The following is a 12,933-nucleotide window of genomic DNA, read 5'->3' as shown; positions in this document are numbered from 1 at the left end:
CCGTACGACGAGATCAACGAGCTATGCCGCGACCAGGTCACACCACACGTACTTGCCGCGACTGCCGTTCCGGGACAGCGGCTGCCACCCCCATACGTCGGCACAGGCCCGCACGAGAGCCAGCCCTCTCCCCTCCTCCAACTCGCCACCCAGCCGCTCCCACCTCTCCGGCGGAACGGGAGGGGCGGGGTCGGCGTCCCACGCCCCGATCCGCAGGACCCCGGCCGACCAGCGGACGCGTAGTGCGGCGGGTCCCGTCGTGTGGCGTACGGAGTTGGAGACCAGCTCCGCCCCGATGAGCTCCGCCGTGTCGACTAGGCGGATCAGGCCGTGCATGGTGAGGATCAGGCGGAGGGTGCGGCGGCAGACGGTGACTGCTCGGGGGTCGTGGGGGATGTAGAGGGTGTACTCCCAGGGCTCGCTTTCTGGCATGAGTGAACTCCTGTCGGAGAGAGGGAGTGGGCGGGCGGGCGGTGGCAGTGCCGCAGCCGTCGTGGCAGGACGGAGCGGTGCGCTTCCGGGGGCCCGGGGTTTCGCAACGTGTGCGTTGCGTCACTGACGGTAGGACCTAAATTTAGGTCCATGCAAGCCGTTCCCGTAATCTTGCGCCCGAACGAGTCGCTGCCTCCGGGCAGTTGGAGGCAAGGAGTAAGCCATGCCGCGTCGGCCGCAGCCCACCGCACGCCAGGCACGTCTGGGCGCCGAACTGCGCAAACTGCGTGAGGCCGCAGGCCTCAAAGCGCGGGAGGCGGCAGCACTGCTTGGCGCCGACTCCGTCCAGATGAGCCAGATCGAGTCCGGCATCGCGGGCGTGAGCGAGACACGCGTCCGACGCCTCGCAACGCACTACTCCTGCACGGACGAGGAGTTGATCGGTGCGCTGGTCGCGATGGCCACCGACCGGACGTGCGGCTGGTGGGAGGAGTATCGGAAGCTGTTGCCTACGTCATTTCTGGACCTCTCCGAATTGGAGCATCACGCCACCTACCGCTGGGACGTGGACTTCTTGCACGTCCCCGGCCTGCTCCAGACGGCGGACTACGCCCGCGGGATTCTCGGGTACAGAGTGCCCGAACTCCCCGAGGACGAACTCGACGTGCGCATCCGGCATCGGCTGGAACGGCGCGTCATCCTCGAAGGCCCTCGGCCCATCCCGTACGAGGCGGTGATCCACGAGTCGGCTCTGCGCATCCGGGTCGGCGACCGCGGCGCGTCCCGGCTTCAGCTCAAGCACATCCTGGAGTTCTCGGAAGCGGATCACATCACCGTCCGCGTCATTCCGTTCGACCTCGACGGTTTCGCCGGCGCCGACAGCGCCATGGTCTACGCGGGCGGCACGGTACCCAAACTGGACACCGTTGTGCGCGACGCTCCCCAGGGGGCGGGCTTCATCGACTCCGAAGCCCAACTCGGCGCATTTCGAACACTCTTCCGTAGAATGGAGGCCGTATCGCTCGCCCCCGAGCGATCGCGCGACTTCATCCACAGACTGACGAAGGAACTGTGAGGCGCACCTTGACCACTCCCGTCAACTGGCAGAAGTCCTCCTTCTCCGGCAGCGGCGATGGCAACGCCTGCGTAGAGATAGCCAGCCTCCCCACCCGAGTCGCCGTACGCGACTCAAAGGACCGCACCCGCACGCCCCTCTCTTTCCCCACCGACGCCTTCACCACATTCATCACGAGCCTGAAGGCCAGCACCCGGTAACCCCGAGTCCCGCCAGGAAGTCCTCGAATTCGGCCAGCGACTTCTCCAGGTCTTCCCGGCCGGCGTCATCGGGCGCGAGGTCCGGAAAGGTGGCCCGGGCGAATTGCTTGGCGGCCTGGTGTACGGCGGTGGCGAGTTCCTCCGACGTCGAACGGTCGACGAGTACGCCCTCGTGGGTCGTCTCGATCGAACCGTCGTTATCCCTTCCCCGCGTGAACTTGAGCGAGAAGGACGAGTCAACCGCGGCGGATTCATAGCTGGTGCGACTCCCGTCCCTGAGGAAGTGCCGCAGGCCGTCAAGGAGGAGAGTCAGCGAGAGGCAGATCATCATTGCCTGGTCCGGACGCCGGTCCCGCGAGGTTGCCTGTCCCTCACTGCCCCGCACATCCACATGGCCCAGGTCGAAGCCACTGGGCGGCGGCTGTTCGTCCTCGGCTACGGCGAACTTGAACTCCATGGGCTCAGACAGCGTCTGGGTTCAGCCCGGCCGCGGACAGCATGCCTCGAAGTCGTCTGACTTCACTGACGAGTTGCGGCACCGTCTCTCTCGCCATGGCGATGAACGCGGCGTTCACGTCCCAGCGTTCGTCCGCGCAGTCCACATAGCGGGGGTGTTGGACAAGCGTCGCCGCGATCAGCTCCGCGTGATCGAACTCGGGCCACCTCTCCCCCCGGCCTGTGTCCTCCGTGGTGCTGACCGCGACCAAGTTCATGGCCTGGTCGTCATCCAGGTGTCTGACGTACCACGGCCCTGGTGTGGCTGCCGAGCACAGCGCTTCGATCTCGTCGAGGTCGAGCTTCACGGCGTATCTCCCTGTTCCCCTGAAAGATCGTCCAGCATCGCCACTGTCTCCTCCAACTTCCGCGCCAAGTCCGGGGCGTCCGCCCATACTTCCGGCCTTACGGAGACAACCGCGTACAGGAGGTCGCCGTCGTAGAGGCCACCTGCAACGTGGTTGGGCGCGGCGTCACGGAGGATCTTCACGGCGAGCGGAAGCAGCCAGGGCACGCCGACGTCCTGGCCGATCAAGCGGGCGAGTTCGTGCGTTTCCAGCGTGCCGATCGGGCGTCGGCGTAGCTCGTGCACATTCTTGACCAGGTGGGTCGTGTCTTCCGGTGGGTCCGGCCATCGTTGCCCCTCAAGCTGTTCAAGGGAGCGGCTGTGGACGCTCGATCGTTCACGCTTCAATGCCACACCTCCGGGTTCAGAGCGGCTGCCACATATCCGTCCCCTGCCGTGATCGTAAGGTCCGGTTGTCCCACCCTGCGGGCGATCCTCTCCCCGTCGAACTCTCCAAACTCGAAGACGAAGTACTCGGCAATAGCGGGCCGGTCCAATGGGAAGCCATCCAGATCCACCGTCGAATTCGCACGGTCCGTTCCCTGACAGAGGACCGATACGAACAGGGGGAAGTGTTCCGTCGCCAACAGTCGATCCGCTTCGTCGATGACGACGGCGACCCCTACTCCACCCGTCACCGCACCACACAGGTCATCCAAGCAGTCCACCAACGCGTCCCAGTTCCTGCCGAAGTAGCCAGGGAACTGGAGGACTTCGGCGAACGTGTCGTAGATCCCCCGCTCGGTCATCAGGTGGCGGGAGTCGACGTGGTGGACCCGGCCTCCTCTTGCCTCCAGCTCCCGCAGCACTCGGTGCACCTCGGACATCCCTTCAGGGACGAAGACGACCCAACCGTTCATGAGCGACGCCGGCGTACGACCTTGCAGGCCTCCTCCGCCGCGTCCGCGGCCGTCAGGCGCCACGACTCCAGTTTGTCGGCCACCGTTGTGCGCACCAGCTGCCACTTGAACCACGGTGGGAGGTCCCGGAACGGAACGTACGTCAGCGTGTCCCTGATCGCGTGGTCGGCGAAACCGCCCATGCCCTCCGCTCGCAGCGCGGCGTAGAGCTCCGGGGTCAGGCGGCCGTTGAGCCGGGCCACATGGGCCGCCGCCGTAAACGGGAAGTCCCGTCGGGAGCGGTCCAGTACCTCGATGGCGCGGAGGATTCGCGGCGAGGCCACCTCCGGGGGGCAGTTGAACGCCAGCCCGATCACCGCCGCGCCGAGGGAAGCCTCGCCGCGCTCGAACGCCGCGTCCACCTCGCTGGGGTCGTCCATGCCCAACAGGCCCTTGCCGGTCTGCCAGTCCCACTCGGCCGCCATGCCAATTCCCATCTATCTGATGCCCTCGACCAACTTCTCCAGGGCTTCGTCAGCCGTTTCCGCCAGCTGCGTGACGCTGTCCATGCCGACGTACACCTCGCCATTGGGAGCGATGCCCAAGTACAAGTTGCGGCGGTCAGCCTCCCCGATCGGATACAGGTTGGTTCCGGCCTCCTCGCTCAACACGTCGAAGATCTCCTCCTCCCACTCGGCCACGGTCGGATCGAGCGTGAATCCCATACGCGCCATCGTCTGCCCAGGACCTCGCTCAGTGCTCTCCAGCCCGCCGAACTCGGCGAGGAAACGCCGGGCCGCCTCGTGGATCTCGAAGCCGCCGTGCTCGCGGAGTGTGTTCTCCCACTCCGCAGTGGACACCGAGCGCCCCGGGTACCAGCCAACTTGCCGCAACACCCGATCGGTCTCCGCGGACCATCGCCGCTCGCGTTCCTCACTCATCCCCAAGCCACCGTTGCTCCCAGCCTGCCGGCGCGAACCGCCGACCTTACGCGCGGGACAGCAGGTGTTCGCGGTACTCCTCGAAGGCGTCCCTGAACGAACGCGCGCTGGAGTCGTCCACGGGGTTGTCCATGTTCATCAGCCCAAGGTTGAGCTCGACCGCCGAGATCGGTACGTCGTGCGTGCTGTTCCATTCCACGATCGCCCGGAAGGAGCGCGAAGCCGCGAAATAGGCGGGCTGCATTTCCGCGTAGTCCGCGTGGACTTTGCAGTTTCCGTCTGAGTCCCTCGCCATAGGCCTGGTCGGCGGCACGATGACCAGATCGGGCCAGCCGTCGCCCCGCCGGTTCTCCAGGATCTCCGCCTCGGAGAAGCTCGGTCGGCCGCCATAGCGTTCGTGGGCGAACACGCCGGCCATGAGGACCGCGTCGACCGGTATTTCGGCGCGCAGTCCGCAACGGCAGGTCACCTCGGCGCAGCCTTCGAAGACCCGCTGCCACCGATCGAGCGTGTCGGTCTTCTGGGAGGTAATGACTAGGCGCACATCATTCCTCTGCTGCTCATGAACGACGCCGACGCAGCGCTTTCCAGGCGTCCTCGACTGCGTCCGTGGCGGTCAGCCGCCAGGCGTCCAGCTTGTCCACCACGGTTGTGCGCACCATCTGCCACCTGAACCACGGCGTCAGCTTGCGGAACGGCACAAATGTCAGCGTGTCCCTGATGGCATTCTCGGCGAAACCGCCGCGGCCCTCGGCGCGCAGCGCCGCGTACAGCTCCGGGGTCAGTTCACTGTTGAGCCGCGCCGCAGTGCCCGCCGCCGTGAACGCGAACCCTCGCTGATGCGGGTCCGTCAACTGCATCGCCCTGATGATGCGGGGCGATGCCTCGGCCAGCGCGCAATTAAAGGCAAGCCCGATGGCCGCCGTACCGAGACTCCTCTCGCCCCGCTCGAACGCCGCGTCCACCTCGGCAGGGTCGTCCATGCCCAGCAGGCCCTCGCCGGTCTCCCAGTTCCAGCTTCGGCCGTCAGTCATCGCAGGGCGGCGGCGGGAGGACCCGCTGCTTCTTGACGTTGTCGATCATTCCCGCCTTCTTCAGCTTGGTCAGGTCGCCTTGTGTGACGCTCTTCGAGGGGTACGAGGACTGGACGTGGCCATGGTAGATCTCCTTGACCACGTTGCCGTCCTTGTCGAGGATCTCCCGGTGCCGGTCCAGGACCACGATCTCGTTGTTGGCGTGGTCCACGCCGAGTCGCCGGGTGACGTTGGGGTTGTTCGGGTCCATGTCGATCGAGCGGTCCAGCGCGGCCTGGCCGTTGGACGGCGCCCGGCTGACCTCGCCCTTGGCCGACGAACTGGACCCCGAACCGTGCTTGCTGTATTCCGAGTCGTCGTAGACCCGGGTCGGTTCCTTGGCGTCCTCCTCCAGACCGAGGGGGTCGCTCCAGCGGAACGGGTTGTCGACGTACCCGTGATGGTTCGGCGCCGGGGCGAGACCCAAGGGGTCCGGCGAGAGGTAGCTCGCCGTGTCCGGGTCGTAGTAGCGGGACAGGTTGTAGTGCAGGCCCGTCTCCGCGTCCCGGTACTGGCCGGGGAACGCCAGGGGGCACAAGGCCTCGCCTGAGTCCGGCAGCGGGCGTCCCCACAGGCTCGCCGCCGACCGCCAGGCGATCTCCCCGTCCTCGCCGACCAGTTCGGTGGGCGTACCCACCAGGTCGGTGACGATCGCGTAGAACCGCCGGTCGACCTTGTCCGGGGTGTGCCACCGGCTCCGCACCTGGGCCGCCGCCCGGTGGGTCCCGGGCTCCCAGTCCCAGGTGTCCGTCTCCGTCACACCGTCCCGGACCGACTGCTGCTCCGCGAGGTTGGCGGCATCCCAGGTGAAGAGGATCTCCTCGGCGACCGAACCGTCCTCCCGCAGCCGCGCCTTGGCCGTACGCCGGCCCAGCACGTCGTAGCGGTAGCGCCATACTCCGTTGTCGGGGGTCACGGCCTCGGTGAGGCGGTCCTCCGCGTCCCAGACGTACGTGCACACGCGGCGCAGGCCCGACAGCGTCCGTCGGATCACCCGGGACACGCGTCCCTGGGCGTCGTGCTCGTACGACGTGCGGCCCGCCGAGGTGACCTTCGTGCCGGCGTGCTGCGCCGGGCCCTGGGCGTCCTGCCCGTCGGGGGCGGGGTGGCCGGCGGTCGTAAGGTTGCCGAGTTCGTCGTAGGCGTAGGACTCGGTCCAGGTGTCGGCCGTGACCCGGGTGACCCGGCCCGCGCGGTCGAGGTCGAAGCGGCGGGTGCCGGACAGGCGGTCGGTGATCGCGGTCAGGTGGCCGTCTGCGCGGTAGGCGTAGGCGCGGGACTGGCGGACGGTCGGGCTGCCGGGCCCCGTCTGGTCCGACGTGGTTCCGGACCGGATGATCTGCTCGACCAGGCGGTGACCGGCGTCCCAGGACTGCGTCAGCGTCGCCGCGCCGCCCAGGCCGCGGGCGGTCTCGCGGCCGGCCGCGTCGTGCGTGAAGGTCAGTTCACCGGCGGCGGTGACGAGCGAGACGGGCAGGCCCGCGGAGTCGTACGACCATTGCGATACGGCGCCGGACGGGGTGGTCCGCCGTACGCGTCGGCCGAGCGCGTCGAACTCGCTCGTGACGGTACGGCCGTCCACCGTCTCGGCGATGATCCGGCCCACCGCGTCGTAGGCGTACGCGACCCTGCTGTCGGCGTTCACGGCCTCGACCATCCGGCCGGACGAGTCGTAGCGCAGGGAAGTGACCGCGCCCGTGTCGGTCTGCGTTGACACGGCGCGGCCGGCGGCGTCGCGGGTGACGCGCACGGTCTGGCCGACGCCGTTCGTGCGCTCGATCTGGTAGCCGGCGGGGTCGTAGGCGTAGGTGACCGTGCGGCCGTTGAAGTCTGTCTCGCCGATGAGGTGGCCTGCGGCGTCGTAGCGGTAACGCCATTCGCCGCCCTGCGGGTTGGTCACCGCGGTGAGGCGCAGCTCGGCGTCGTGCGTGAAGACGTAGCGGGTGCCGTCCGGGTCGGTCCGGGCGCTGGGCAGGTCGAAGGCGCCGTACTCGAAGGCCGTGGTGAAACCGCCCGGTTCCTGGTGTTCGGTGAGGTTGCCCTCGGCGTCGTACGACCAGGACTCGCGGCTGCCGTCGGCACGCTCTCGCCACAGAAGCAGGCCCTCGGGGTTCCAGCCCTGCCGGACGCTGCCGCCGACGGGGTCGTCGATCCGCATGACACGGCCGTACGCGTCCCTGTGCACGACGGCGACGCTGCCGCGCGGGTCGACGACCCGGACCGGGAGTCCGGTCCCGTCGGTGTCGAAGCGGAACGTGTTGCCGAGCGCGTCGGTCTCGGTGATGCGGTGGCCGCGGTCGTCGTAGGTGTACGAACTCACCGCGCCCAGCGGGTCGGTGCTGCTGAGGAGGTTGCCGCGGTCGTCGTAGGCGCACTCCCAACGCGCCCCGCCGGGCTCGACGATGGCGACGGGCTGGACCTCGGCGTCGTACTCGACATGGATGCTGGTGCCGTCGGGGCGGTCCATGCGCACCGGTTCGCCGTGCTCGCCGAGGGTGAAGCGGGTGGTGCGGCCGAGTTCGTCGGTGCGGGAGAGCATCCGGCCGTAGCGGTCCCACTCGGAGCACGTCGTGTGGCCGAGCGGATCGGTCTCGGCGACCAGTTGGTGGAGCTCGTTGTAGCGGTACGTCGTCGTGTTCCCGAGTGCGTCCGTGTAGCGCGTCTCGTGGTTCTCGCTGTCGTACTCGACCGTGCAGGAGAGGCTGCCGTCGTCGCCCTCGCCCGCGGTGCAGCGGTCCAGGGCGTCGTAGGTGAAGCGGTAGGAGTAGCCGTTGCGGTCGGTCCAGGAGGTGATGCGGGTGCGGGCGTCGTACGTCAGTTTCCGGGGCAGGCCGCTGGAGTTGTGGATGTCGCTGAGGTTGCCCTCGGCGTCGTAGCCGAAGCGCCTGAGGAGCGTGCCGTCGGGGCCGTCGTCCGGGGTGTGGAGCCGGAGTGCGGTGACGCGGCCGTTGTCGGTGTCGACGTAGAGGTGGCGTCCCGCCGAATCCCGTACGGCGACCGGCGAGCCGTCGTCGTCGCGGTCGAAGTCGATACGGAGGCCGTTGCGGTCGGTGATCGCGGCGAGGGGGAGGGTGAACGCCTCGTCCGGTGCCGTCGGCCTTCTGCGCGGGGCGAAGTGGCGTGTGATGCCGCTGAGCGGGTCGGTGATCCTCACGGGGGCGCCGGGGGCGCCGTCCCAGTCGAGCAGCAGGCGTGGGCCTTCCAGGGGGAGGACCGAGGTGCCCGGCGTCGGCACCGGGTAGAAGAGCAGCATGCCGTCCTCGGTGGCGAAGACGGCGCCCTCGTCGTCCAGTTCCAGGCGTTCGTCCAGGGTGGAGGCCCAGGACGGGCCGAAGAAGCGGCCGTACGGGTAGGAGGAGAGGTGCGTACGGCGCAGGACCAGTGGGAGCAGGCCCGGCAGGTCGACGTCCCTCTCCTCCATCAGCATGTCGCCGGAGATCATGTCGATGGGGTCGCCGTTCTTGCAGCGGCCCTTGGTGGGCTTGCTGTGCGCGACGGCGTCGTCGGCCTCCTTGCGCAGGCCCTTCTTCCCCAGACCCTTGGCCATGGCCTTGAGGCCGCCCTTGCCGAGCGCCTTCATACCCATGGCGAGCTTGCCGAGGCTGGTGAGGCCCTTCATGCCGGGTACGCAGTCCAGCGCGGCGAAAGCGACGTCCAATAGACCTGCTTGGCCTTTTGAGTATTTATAGAGCGTGTCCGCGAGGACGATGAGGCCGGCGACGATCACGATTGCGGCGAGGATCGGCCCGCCGATGATCATTGCGATCACGCCCACGACGGCCACGACGACCTTGCATACGGCGACGATCGTGTCCCAGTTGTCGACGAACCAGTCCCCGATGTCCTCCCACCACGACCGGTTCTGGATCCCCGCGTCGGAGGCCTCGTCGATCTTCGTCTTCGCGGTCCGAGCCGCCTCCTCGCGCATCTTGCGCGCGTCTTCGGCCATCTTCTTCGCCGCGTCCAACGCGCCCTGCGCATCAGCGACATCGCCGCGGGCGTTGGCCTGCGCGGTCTCCGCCTGCTGCACATCCCGGGTCGCGGCACGGACCTTCGCCTCGTCCGGCTTGTCAGCCGACTTGCTGCCGGTCGGGTCGTCCTTGTACTTGTCGGCTTCCTTACCAGCCCGCCCCACCCACGAATCAGCCGTAGACAGACGGGACTTGGCCGACGACAGATCCGACTGCGCCTCACGGCCCCTGGCCAGCGCACGGTCCGCCAACGCCTGCGCCCGCTCCAACTTCGGCCAGTAATCCGCCAGCGCATCGCCGCACAACTCGTACGACTTCTTCAGCTTCTTCAGATTCTTCGGGACATCGGCGAAGTCCTCCTTGAACACATCCGCCGACTTGCCCGCCCACTCAGCGAGAGCGCCCTCCCCCGCCATGCCCTTGACCAGACGCAACGCATCCGAGACATCGTCCGCGAAGTCATGCAGCTTCTTGGCCAGTTGCCGCACCTGCTGCGGATCCCCCGGCACCGGATCCTTGTCCAGGTCCAGGACATGCCAATCCGTGGGCCGATGCCCCGCCATACCGCAACCCCCGTCACGTACGCATCACCAACAACCGTATGCACACGTGAACATACAAGGGTCAGACGTTCGACGCGAACATCCATTTCCGCAGCCGTCCGACCACCTGCGCGAGCGCGTCAGGGTCGGTGAGTTGCAATGCCTCGTCGGTGACCTCTCCGCTCGCCACGTCCCCCAGCAGGAGCTGCGCCTCGCCGGACTCCCAGGCGATCAACTCGGCCACGCGTGCGGCGCCTTCAGCGCAAAGGCTCGCGCTGGACTTCGCTCGATCGGGCTCCGGGCCGCGCCAGGTGACCGTGAGCCCCGGCTCCAGCCGCAGCCGCTCGTACCACGACCACAGTTCCGCCAGCGCATCCATGCCTAATCCGCGAAGCGGAACGTCGACGTAATCGCGTCGAAGATGTCGAAGAAAGAGTCCGCCAGGTCCAGTACCTGGCTGCTCCCCGCCACCAGCGCGACCTTGCCCTCCTGGCCGGGCACCGGGATGAACGTCTGCATCAGTACCGCGCGGATCGTGCGCTTCAGGGCGTCGTCGGGGACCGCGATGTCCTCGATGCCGTACGTCCGGGCCGCCGGGCCCACGCCCGGGATGTCGACCGTCGTCACCTTGCGCCAGGAGTCGCCCTCCTTCTTGGCCTCCTTGACGGCGAGTTGGCTCGCCATGACGGTCGGGTCTGTCGACAGCGGCTCGCCGGAGGCAGAGCGGCCGCCTACCAGCGATACCGTCACCGAGCCCGTGATCGGAGTGTCGCCGCCGAAGCTCTCCGCCATGCAGCCGCAGTACAGGGCGCCCGATTTCCAGGCGTCGGCGGCGGCTTTGCGGAGGAACTCCGTGTACACGTCCCGGTACTTGGACAGCTCCGGACTCCCCGCCACCCGTTCATTCACCATGCGGCGGATCGAGTCGTCGCGGGACTCCGGGCGGACGTCGAACTCCCACCACGACTCCGGCACCTTGATCCGGAAACCGCCGCGCTCGATCGTGAGCGCCTCCATGTAGCGGGCCATGACGTCGACCTTCCCCCTTCGTCCGATGTACGGTGCCGTTCAGCCTACGAGTACCAGTCGGGGGACGAACACATGGGCAAGGGCAAGAGCGATCTCTCGCTTCCGCTGACGGAACTTGAGGACTACGGCCGGCGGCTGCGGTCCATCAAGACCCGGATGAACCACACCAAGAAGATGTTCGAGGCCTACGAGGACGACATCGGCGACGGCACCGTCAACAACGCCCTCGGCGACTTCGAGTCCAACTGGGAGGACGGCCGCGAGGACATCGGCCAGCAGCTCGACGCCCTCGCGAGCATGTCCGACGCCGTGGTCCGCGAGTTCAAGAAGCTCGACGACGAGCTGACCAAGCAGGTCAACGACGCCATGAAGACCGAGGACAAGCGGCCCAAGAAGGACAAGGACTGAGCCCGGTCAGCCCACCTCGTTCTCGGCCACGGCCTCGCCGCGGACGATCACGTCGCCGCCGTAGAACATCCCGGTGAAGACCGGGGAGTACGTCAGCTGGACCTCGACCTGTACCTGGTCCACGTCCGCCGCCACACACCGCGTCGCCGCGATGTCCGCGCCCGACATGTCCATCTCGCGGGCGAAGGCCTTCACTCGGGCGTCGCAGTTCTGGTAGTTGATCGGGGCGGGGCCGCCCTCGTTGTCGTAGAGGGCCTCGCGGTCGATGTCCTGGGCGGCGTAGCGGGCCGCCTGTTCCGCGATGTCGGCCGCTCGTTCGCGCTTCGAGATGGACATGCCTCCGTCGATGACGAAGGCCGAGAGGGACAGGAACACCAGCGCGAAGATGATCACCGCGCCCGCGCCCGAACCCCGGTCGTCCAGCCCCGCGCGGACCCGCGAGAACCACGCTCTCACGCCGACCTCCTGAACGGGTCCAGCGGTGAGCTGAAGGTTGCGTCCATGGTCGGGTCGATGTCCAGGCCCAGCATCGCCAGGCCCCTGACCTTGCAGCTGACCTGGACAGAGAAGAGGGGGTCGACCTCCGGGTCGAAGCCCGTGCTCGTCTGTGTCACCGTCACCGGGCCCGAGCAGACGTCCGCCAGGTTCGCGGCGGCCGCCTTGCGCGCCTCGTTCATCGCCGTGCCGTGGTCCTTCTGGATGGAGCCGGCGCGGGCCGCGTCGCGCGCGGCGCCGTCCAATGCGCCCCGGCCGTCGACCAGTTGGCCGAACGCCACCAGCACCAGGATGAACAGCATCATCACCGGGGCAAGGATCACCACCTCGATGGTGGACAAGCCCCGGTCCTCCCGAAGGGACCGCATCAGTTCTCCCCCTCCGGCACGAACCGCTCCACCGGCCCCGCCGACTGCGCATGCACCGTGAAGTCCAGCCCCGGGAACACCGACGGCACCTTCGCGGTGATCTCCACGCCCACCGTGTTCTGCTCCGGCTGGAGCATCTTCACATCCGGCGACAGCACCAGCGCCGGGCCCAGCTGGTCGATGTAGCTGTTGACGACCGTACGGGCCTCACCGCGCCAGCCACCCGGCTGCGCGTCCGCCGTGGCACGTGCCTTGCGGGCGCCCGCCTGAGCCGCCGCCTGGGCCACATGGTCGGCGAAGAAGTACAGCGCGAACTGTACGGTCGCGAAGATCATGAAGAACAGGACGGGGGTCAGCAGCACGAACTCGATCGCGGTCATGCCGGAGTCGCCGCGCGCCGAGACTTCCTCCCGTCGACGGCGTACCCATGTCCGCATACGTTGCCGCACCCCCCTACCCGTTCTCAGCAGGTGCCGCTCTGGTTGGCCCCGTTGATGCAGTTCTCGACCTTCTCGGCGCCGCCCTCCAGCGCGCGGTTGATGATCGCGGCGACCACGCCGACGATCGCCACGACGACCGCGGAGATGATGACCCACTCGACCGCGGAGGCACCGCGGTCCAGTTCGCCGGAGCGGGCGCGCTGCACGCGGCCCTGGAGGAAGGTGACGAGGAAGTCCATCGCCGGGATCCCGGTGCGGAAGTTCCGTTCGGTCATGGTC

General features: G+C 67.9%; 19 protein-coding genes. 3 read left to right on the top strand and 16 right to left on the bottom strand.

Going from position 1 to position 12,933, the window contains the following annotated elements; genetic code table 11:
- Positions 1 to 21: 21 nt before the first annotated feature.
- Positions 22 to 432, bottom strand: coding sequence for an ATP-binding protein (locus OHT76_RS25300; protein WP_328873155.1), 411 nt, complete (start codon positions 430 to 432; stop codon positions 22 to 24).
- A 223-nt stretch (positions 433 to 655) separates the two neighbouring features.
- On the opposite strand from OHT76_RS25300, the gene OHT76_RS25295 reads away from it, so the two are divergent.
- Together OHT76_RS25295 and OHT76_RS25290 are read left to right on the top strand one after the other, a co-directional pair.
- Positions 656 to 1,507 (top strand): helix-turn-helix domain-containing protein, encoded by an 852-nt coding sequence (locus tag OHT76_RS25295; protein ID WP_328873154.1) that lies wholly within the window; start codon positions 656 to 658, stop codon positions 1,505 to 1,507.
- A gap of 8 nt (positions 1,508 to 1,515) precedes the next feature.
- Positions 1,516 to 1,707, top strand: a complete 192-nt coding sequence (locus OHT76_RS25290) for a DUF397 domain-containing protein (protein ID WP_328873153.1) — start codon at positions 1,516 to 1,518, stop codon at positions 1,705 to 1,707.
- On the opposite strand, the gene OHT76_RS25285 is transcribed toward OHT76_RS25290, so the two are convergent.
- From OHT76_RS25285 to OHT76_RS25235, 11 genes are all read right to left on the bottom strand, one after another.
- Positions 1,679 to 2,164, bottom strand: coding sequence for a hypothetical protein (locus tag OHT76_RS25285; protein WP_328873152.1), 486 nt, complete (start codon positions 2,162 to 2,164; stop codon positions 1,679 to 1,681). The genes OHT76_RS25290 and OHT76_RS25285 overlap by 29 nt on opposite strands.
- Positions 2,165 to 2,168: 4 nt before the next feature.
- Positions 2,169 to 2,510, bottom strand: coding sequence for a hypothetical protein (locus OHT76_RS25280; RefSeq protein WP_328873151.1), 342 nt, complete (start codon positions 2,508 to 2,510; stop codon positions 2,169 to 2,171).
- Complete coding sequence (locus OHT76_RS25275; RefSeq protein WP_328873150.1) at positions 2,507 to 2,896, bottom strand: contact-dependent growth inhibition system immunity protein; 390 nt, start codon at positions 2,894 to 2,896, stop codon at positions 2,507 to 2,509. The genes OHT76_RS25280 and OHT76_RS25275 overlap by 4 nt, the downstream gene beginning before the upstream one ends.
- Positions 2,893 to 3,375 (bottom strand): barstar family protein, encoded by a 483-nt coding sequence (locus OHT76_RS25270; protein ID WP_328873149.1) that lies wholly within the window; start codon positions 3,373 to 3,375, stop codon positions 2,893 to 2,895. Before OHT76_RS25270 ends, OHT76_RS25275 begins: the two co-directional genes overlap by 4 nt.
- A 29-nt stretch (positions 3,376 to 3,404) precedes the next feature.
- The gene (locus tag OHT76_RS25265) at positions 3,405 to 3,872 is read right to left on the bottom strand and encodes a hypothetical protein (protein ID WP_328873148.1); all 468 of its coding nucleotides are present in this window, start codon (positions 3,870 to 3,872) and stop codon (positions 3,405 to 3,407) included.
- A gap of 12 nt (positions 3,873 to 3,884) precedes the next feature.
- Positions 3,885 to 4,328, bottom strand: coding sequence for an SUKH-3 domain-containing protein (locus OHT76_RS25260; protein ID WP_328873147.1), 444 nt, complete (start codon positions 4,326 to 4,328; stop codon positions 3,885 to 3,887).
- A gap of 46 nt (positions 4,329 to 4,374) precedes the next feature.
- Positions 4,375 to 4,872 carry a hypothetical protein gene (locus OHT76_RS25255; protein WP_328873146.1) on the bottom strand — a complete coding sequence of 166 codons (498 nt, stop codon included), beginning with the start codon at positions 4,870 to 4,872 and terminating at the stop codon, positions 4,375 to 4,377.
- 16 nt (positions 4,873 to 4,888) lie between these two features.
- Positions 4,889 to 5,362 (bottom strand): hypothetical protein, encoded by a 474-nt coding sequence (locus OHT76_RS25250; protein ID WP_328873145.1) that lies wholly within the window; start codon positions 5,360 to 5,362, stop codon positions 4,889 to 4,891.
- On the bottom strand, positions 5,355 to 9,935 hold the full coding sequence (locus OHT76_RS25245) for a DUF6531 domain-containing protein (protein ID WP_328873144.1): 4,581 nt from the start codon (positions 9,933 to 9,935) through the stop codon (positions 5,355 to 5,357). Before OHT76_RS25245 ends, OHT76_RS25250 begins: the two co-directional genes overlap by 8 nt.
- Positions 9,936 to 9,996: 61 nt before the next feature.
- Positions 9,997 to 10,293 (bottom strand): hypothetical protein, encoded by a 297-nt coding sequence (locus OHT76_RS25240; RefSeq protein WP_328873143.1) that lies wholly within the window; start codon positions 10,291 to 10,293, stop codon positions 9,997 to 9,999.
- A 2-nt stretch (positions 10,294 to 10,295) separates the two neighbouring features.
- Positions 10,296 to 10,943, bottom strand: coding sequence for a hypothetical protein (locus tag OHT76_RS25235; protein ID WP_328873142.1), 648 nt, complete (start codon positions 10,941 to 10,943; stop codon positions 10,296 to 10,298).
- A gap of 72 nt (positions 10,944 to 11,015) precedes the next feature.
- Between OHT76_RS25235 and OHT76_RS25230 the strand changes: the two genes are divergently transcribed.
- Positions 11,016 to 11,351 (top strand): hypothetical protein, encoded by a 336-nt coding sequence (locus OHT76_RS25230; protein ID WP_328873141.1) that lies wholly within the window; start codon positions 11,016 to 11,018, stop codon positions 11,349 to 11,351.
- A 6-nt stretch (positions 11,352 to 11,357) separates the two neighbouring features.
- Here the strand turns inward: OHT76_RS25230 and OHT76_RS25225 are convergent, their stop codons facing one another.
- Genes OHT76_RS25225 through OHT76_RS25210 form a run of 4 tightly spaced genes read right to left on the bottom strand, consistent with a single transcriptional unit; the run spans position 11,358 to position 12,929 of the window.
- Positions 11,358 to 11,807: a pilus assembly protein TadG-related protein gene (locus OHT76_RS25225; RefSeq protein ID WP_328873140.1), complete on the bottom strand. Its 450-nt coding sequence runs from the start codon at positions 11,805 to 11,807 to the stop codon at positions 11,358 to 11,360.
- Positions 11,804 to 12,214: a TadE/TadG family type IV pilus assembly protein gene (locus OHT76_RS25220; protein WP_328873139.1), complete on the bottom strand. Its 411-nt coding sequence runs from the start codon at positions 12,212 to 12,214 to the stop codon at positions 11,804 to 11,806. The genes OHT76_RS25225 and OHT76_RS25220 overlap by 4 nt, the downstream gene beginning before the upstream one ends.
- Positions 12,214 to 12,651, bottom strand: a complete 438-nt coding sequence (locus OHT76_RS25215) for a TadE family protein (protein WP_328873138.1) — start codon at positions 12,649 to 12,651, stop codon at positions 12,214 to 12,216. The genes OHT76_RS25220 and OHT76_RS25215 overlap by 1 nt, the downstream gene beginning before the upstream one ends.
- 26 nt (positions 12,652 to 12,677) lie before the next feature.
- On the bottom strand, positions 12,678 to 12,929 hold the full coding sequence (locus OHT76_RS25210; protein WP_328873137.1) for a hypothetical protein: 252 nt from the start codon (positions 12,927 to 12,929) through the stop codon (positions 12,678 to 12,680).
- Positions 12,930 to 12,933: the final 4 nt, after the last annotated feature.

Origin of the sequence: Streptomyces sp. NBC_00287, assembly GCF_036173105.1 — a bacterium.
GTDB lineage: Bacteria > Actinomycetota > Actinomycetes > Streptomycetales > Streptomycetaceae > Streptomyces.
The sequence above is the reverse complement of the archived record's forward strand: the minus strand, read 5'-3'. Positions and strand labels throughout refer to the sequence as shown.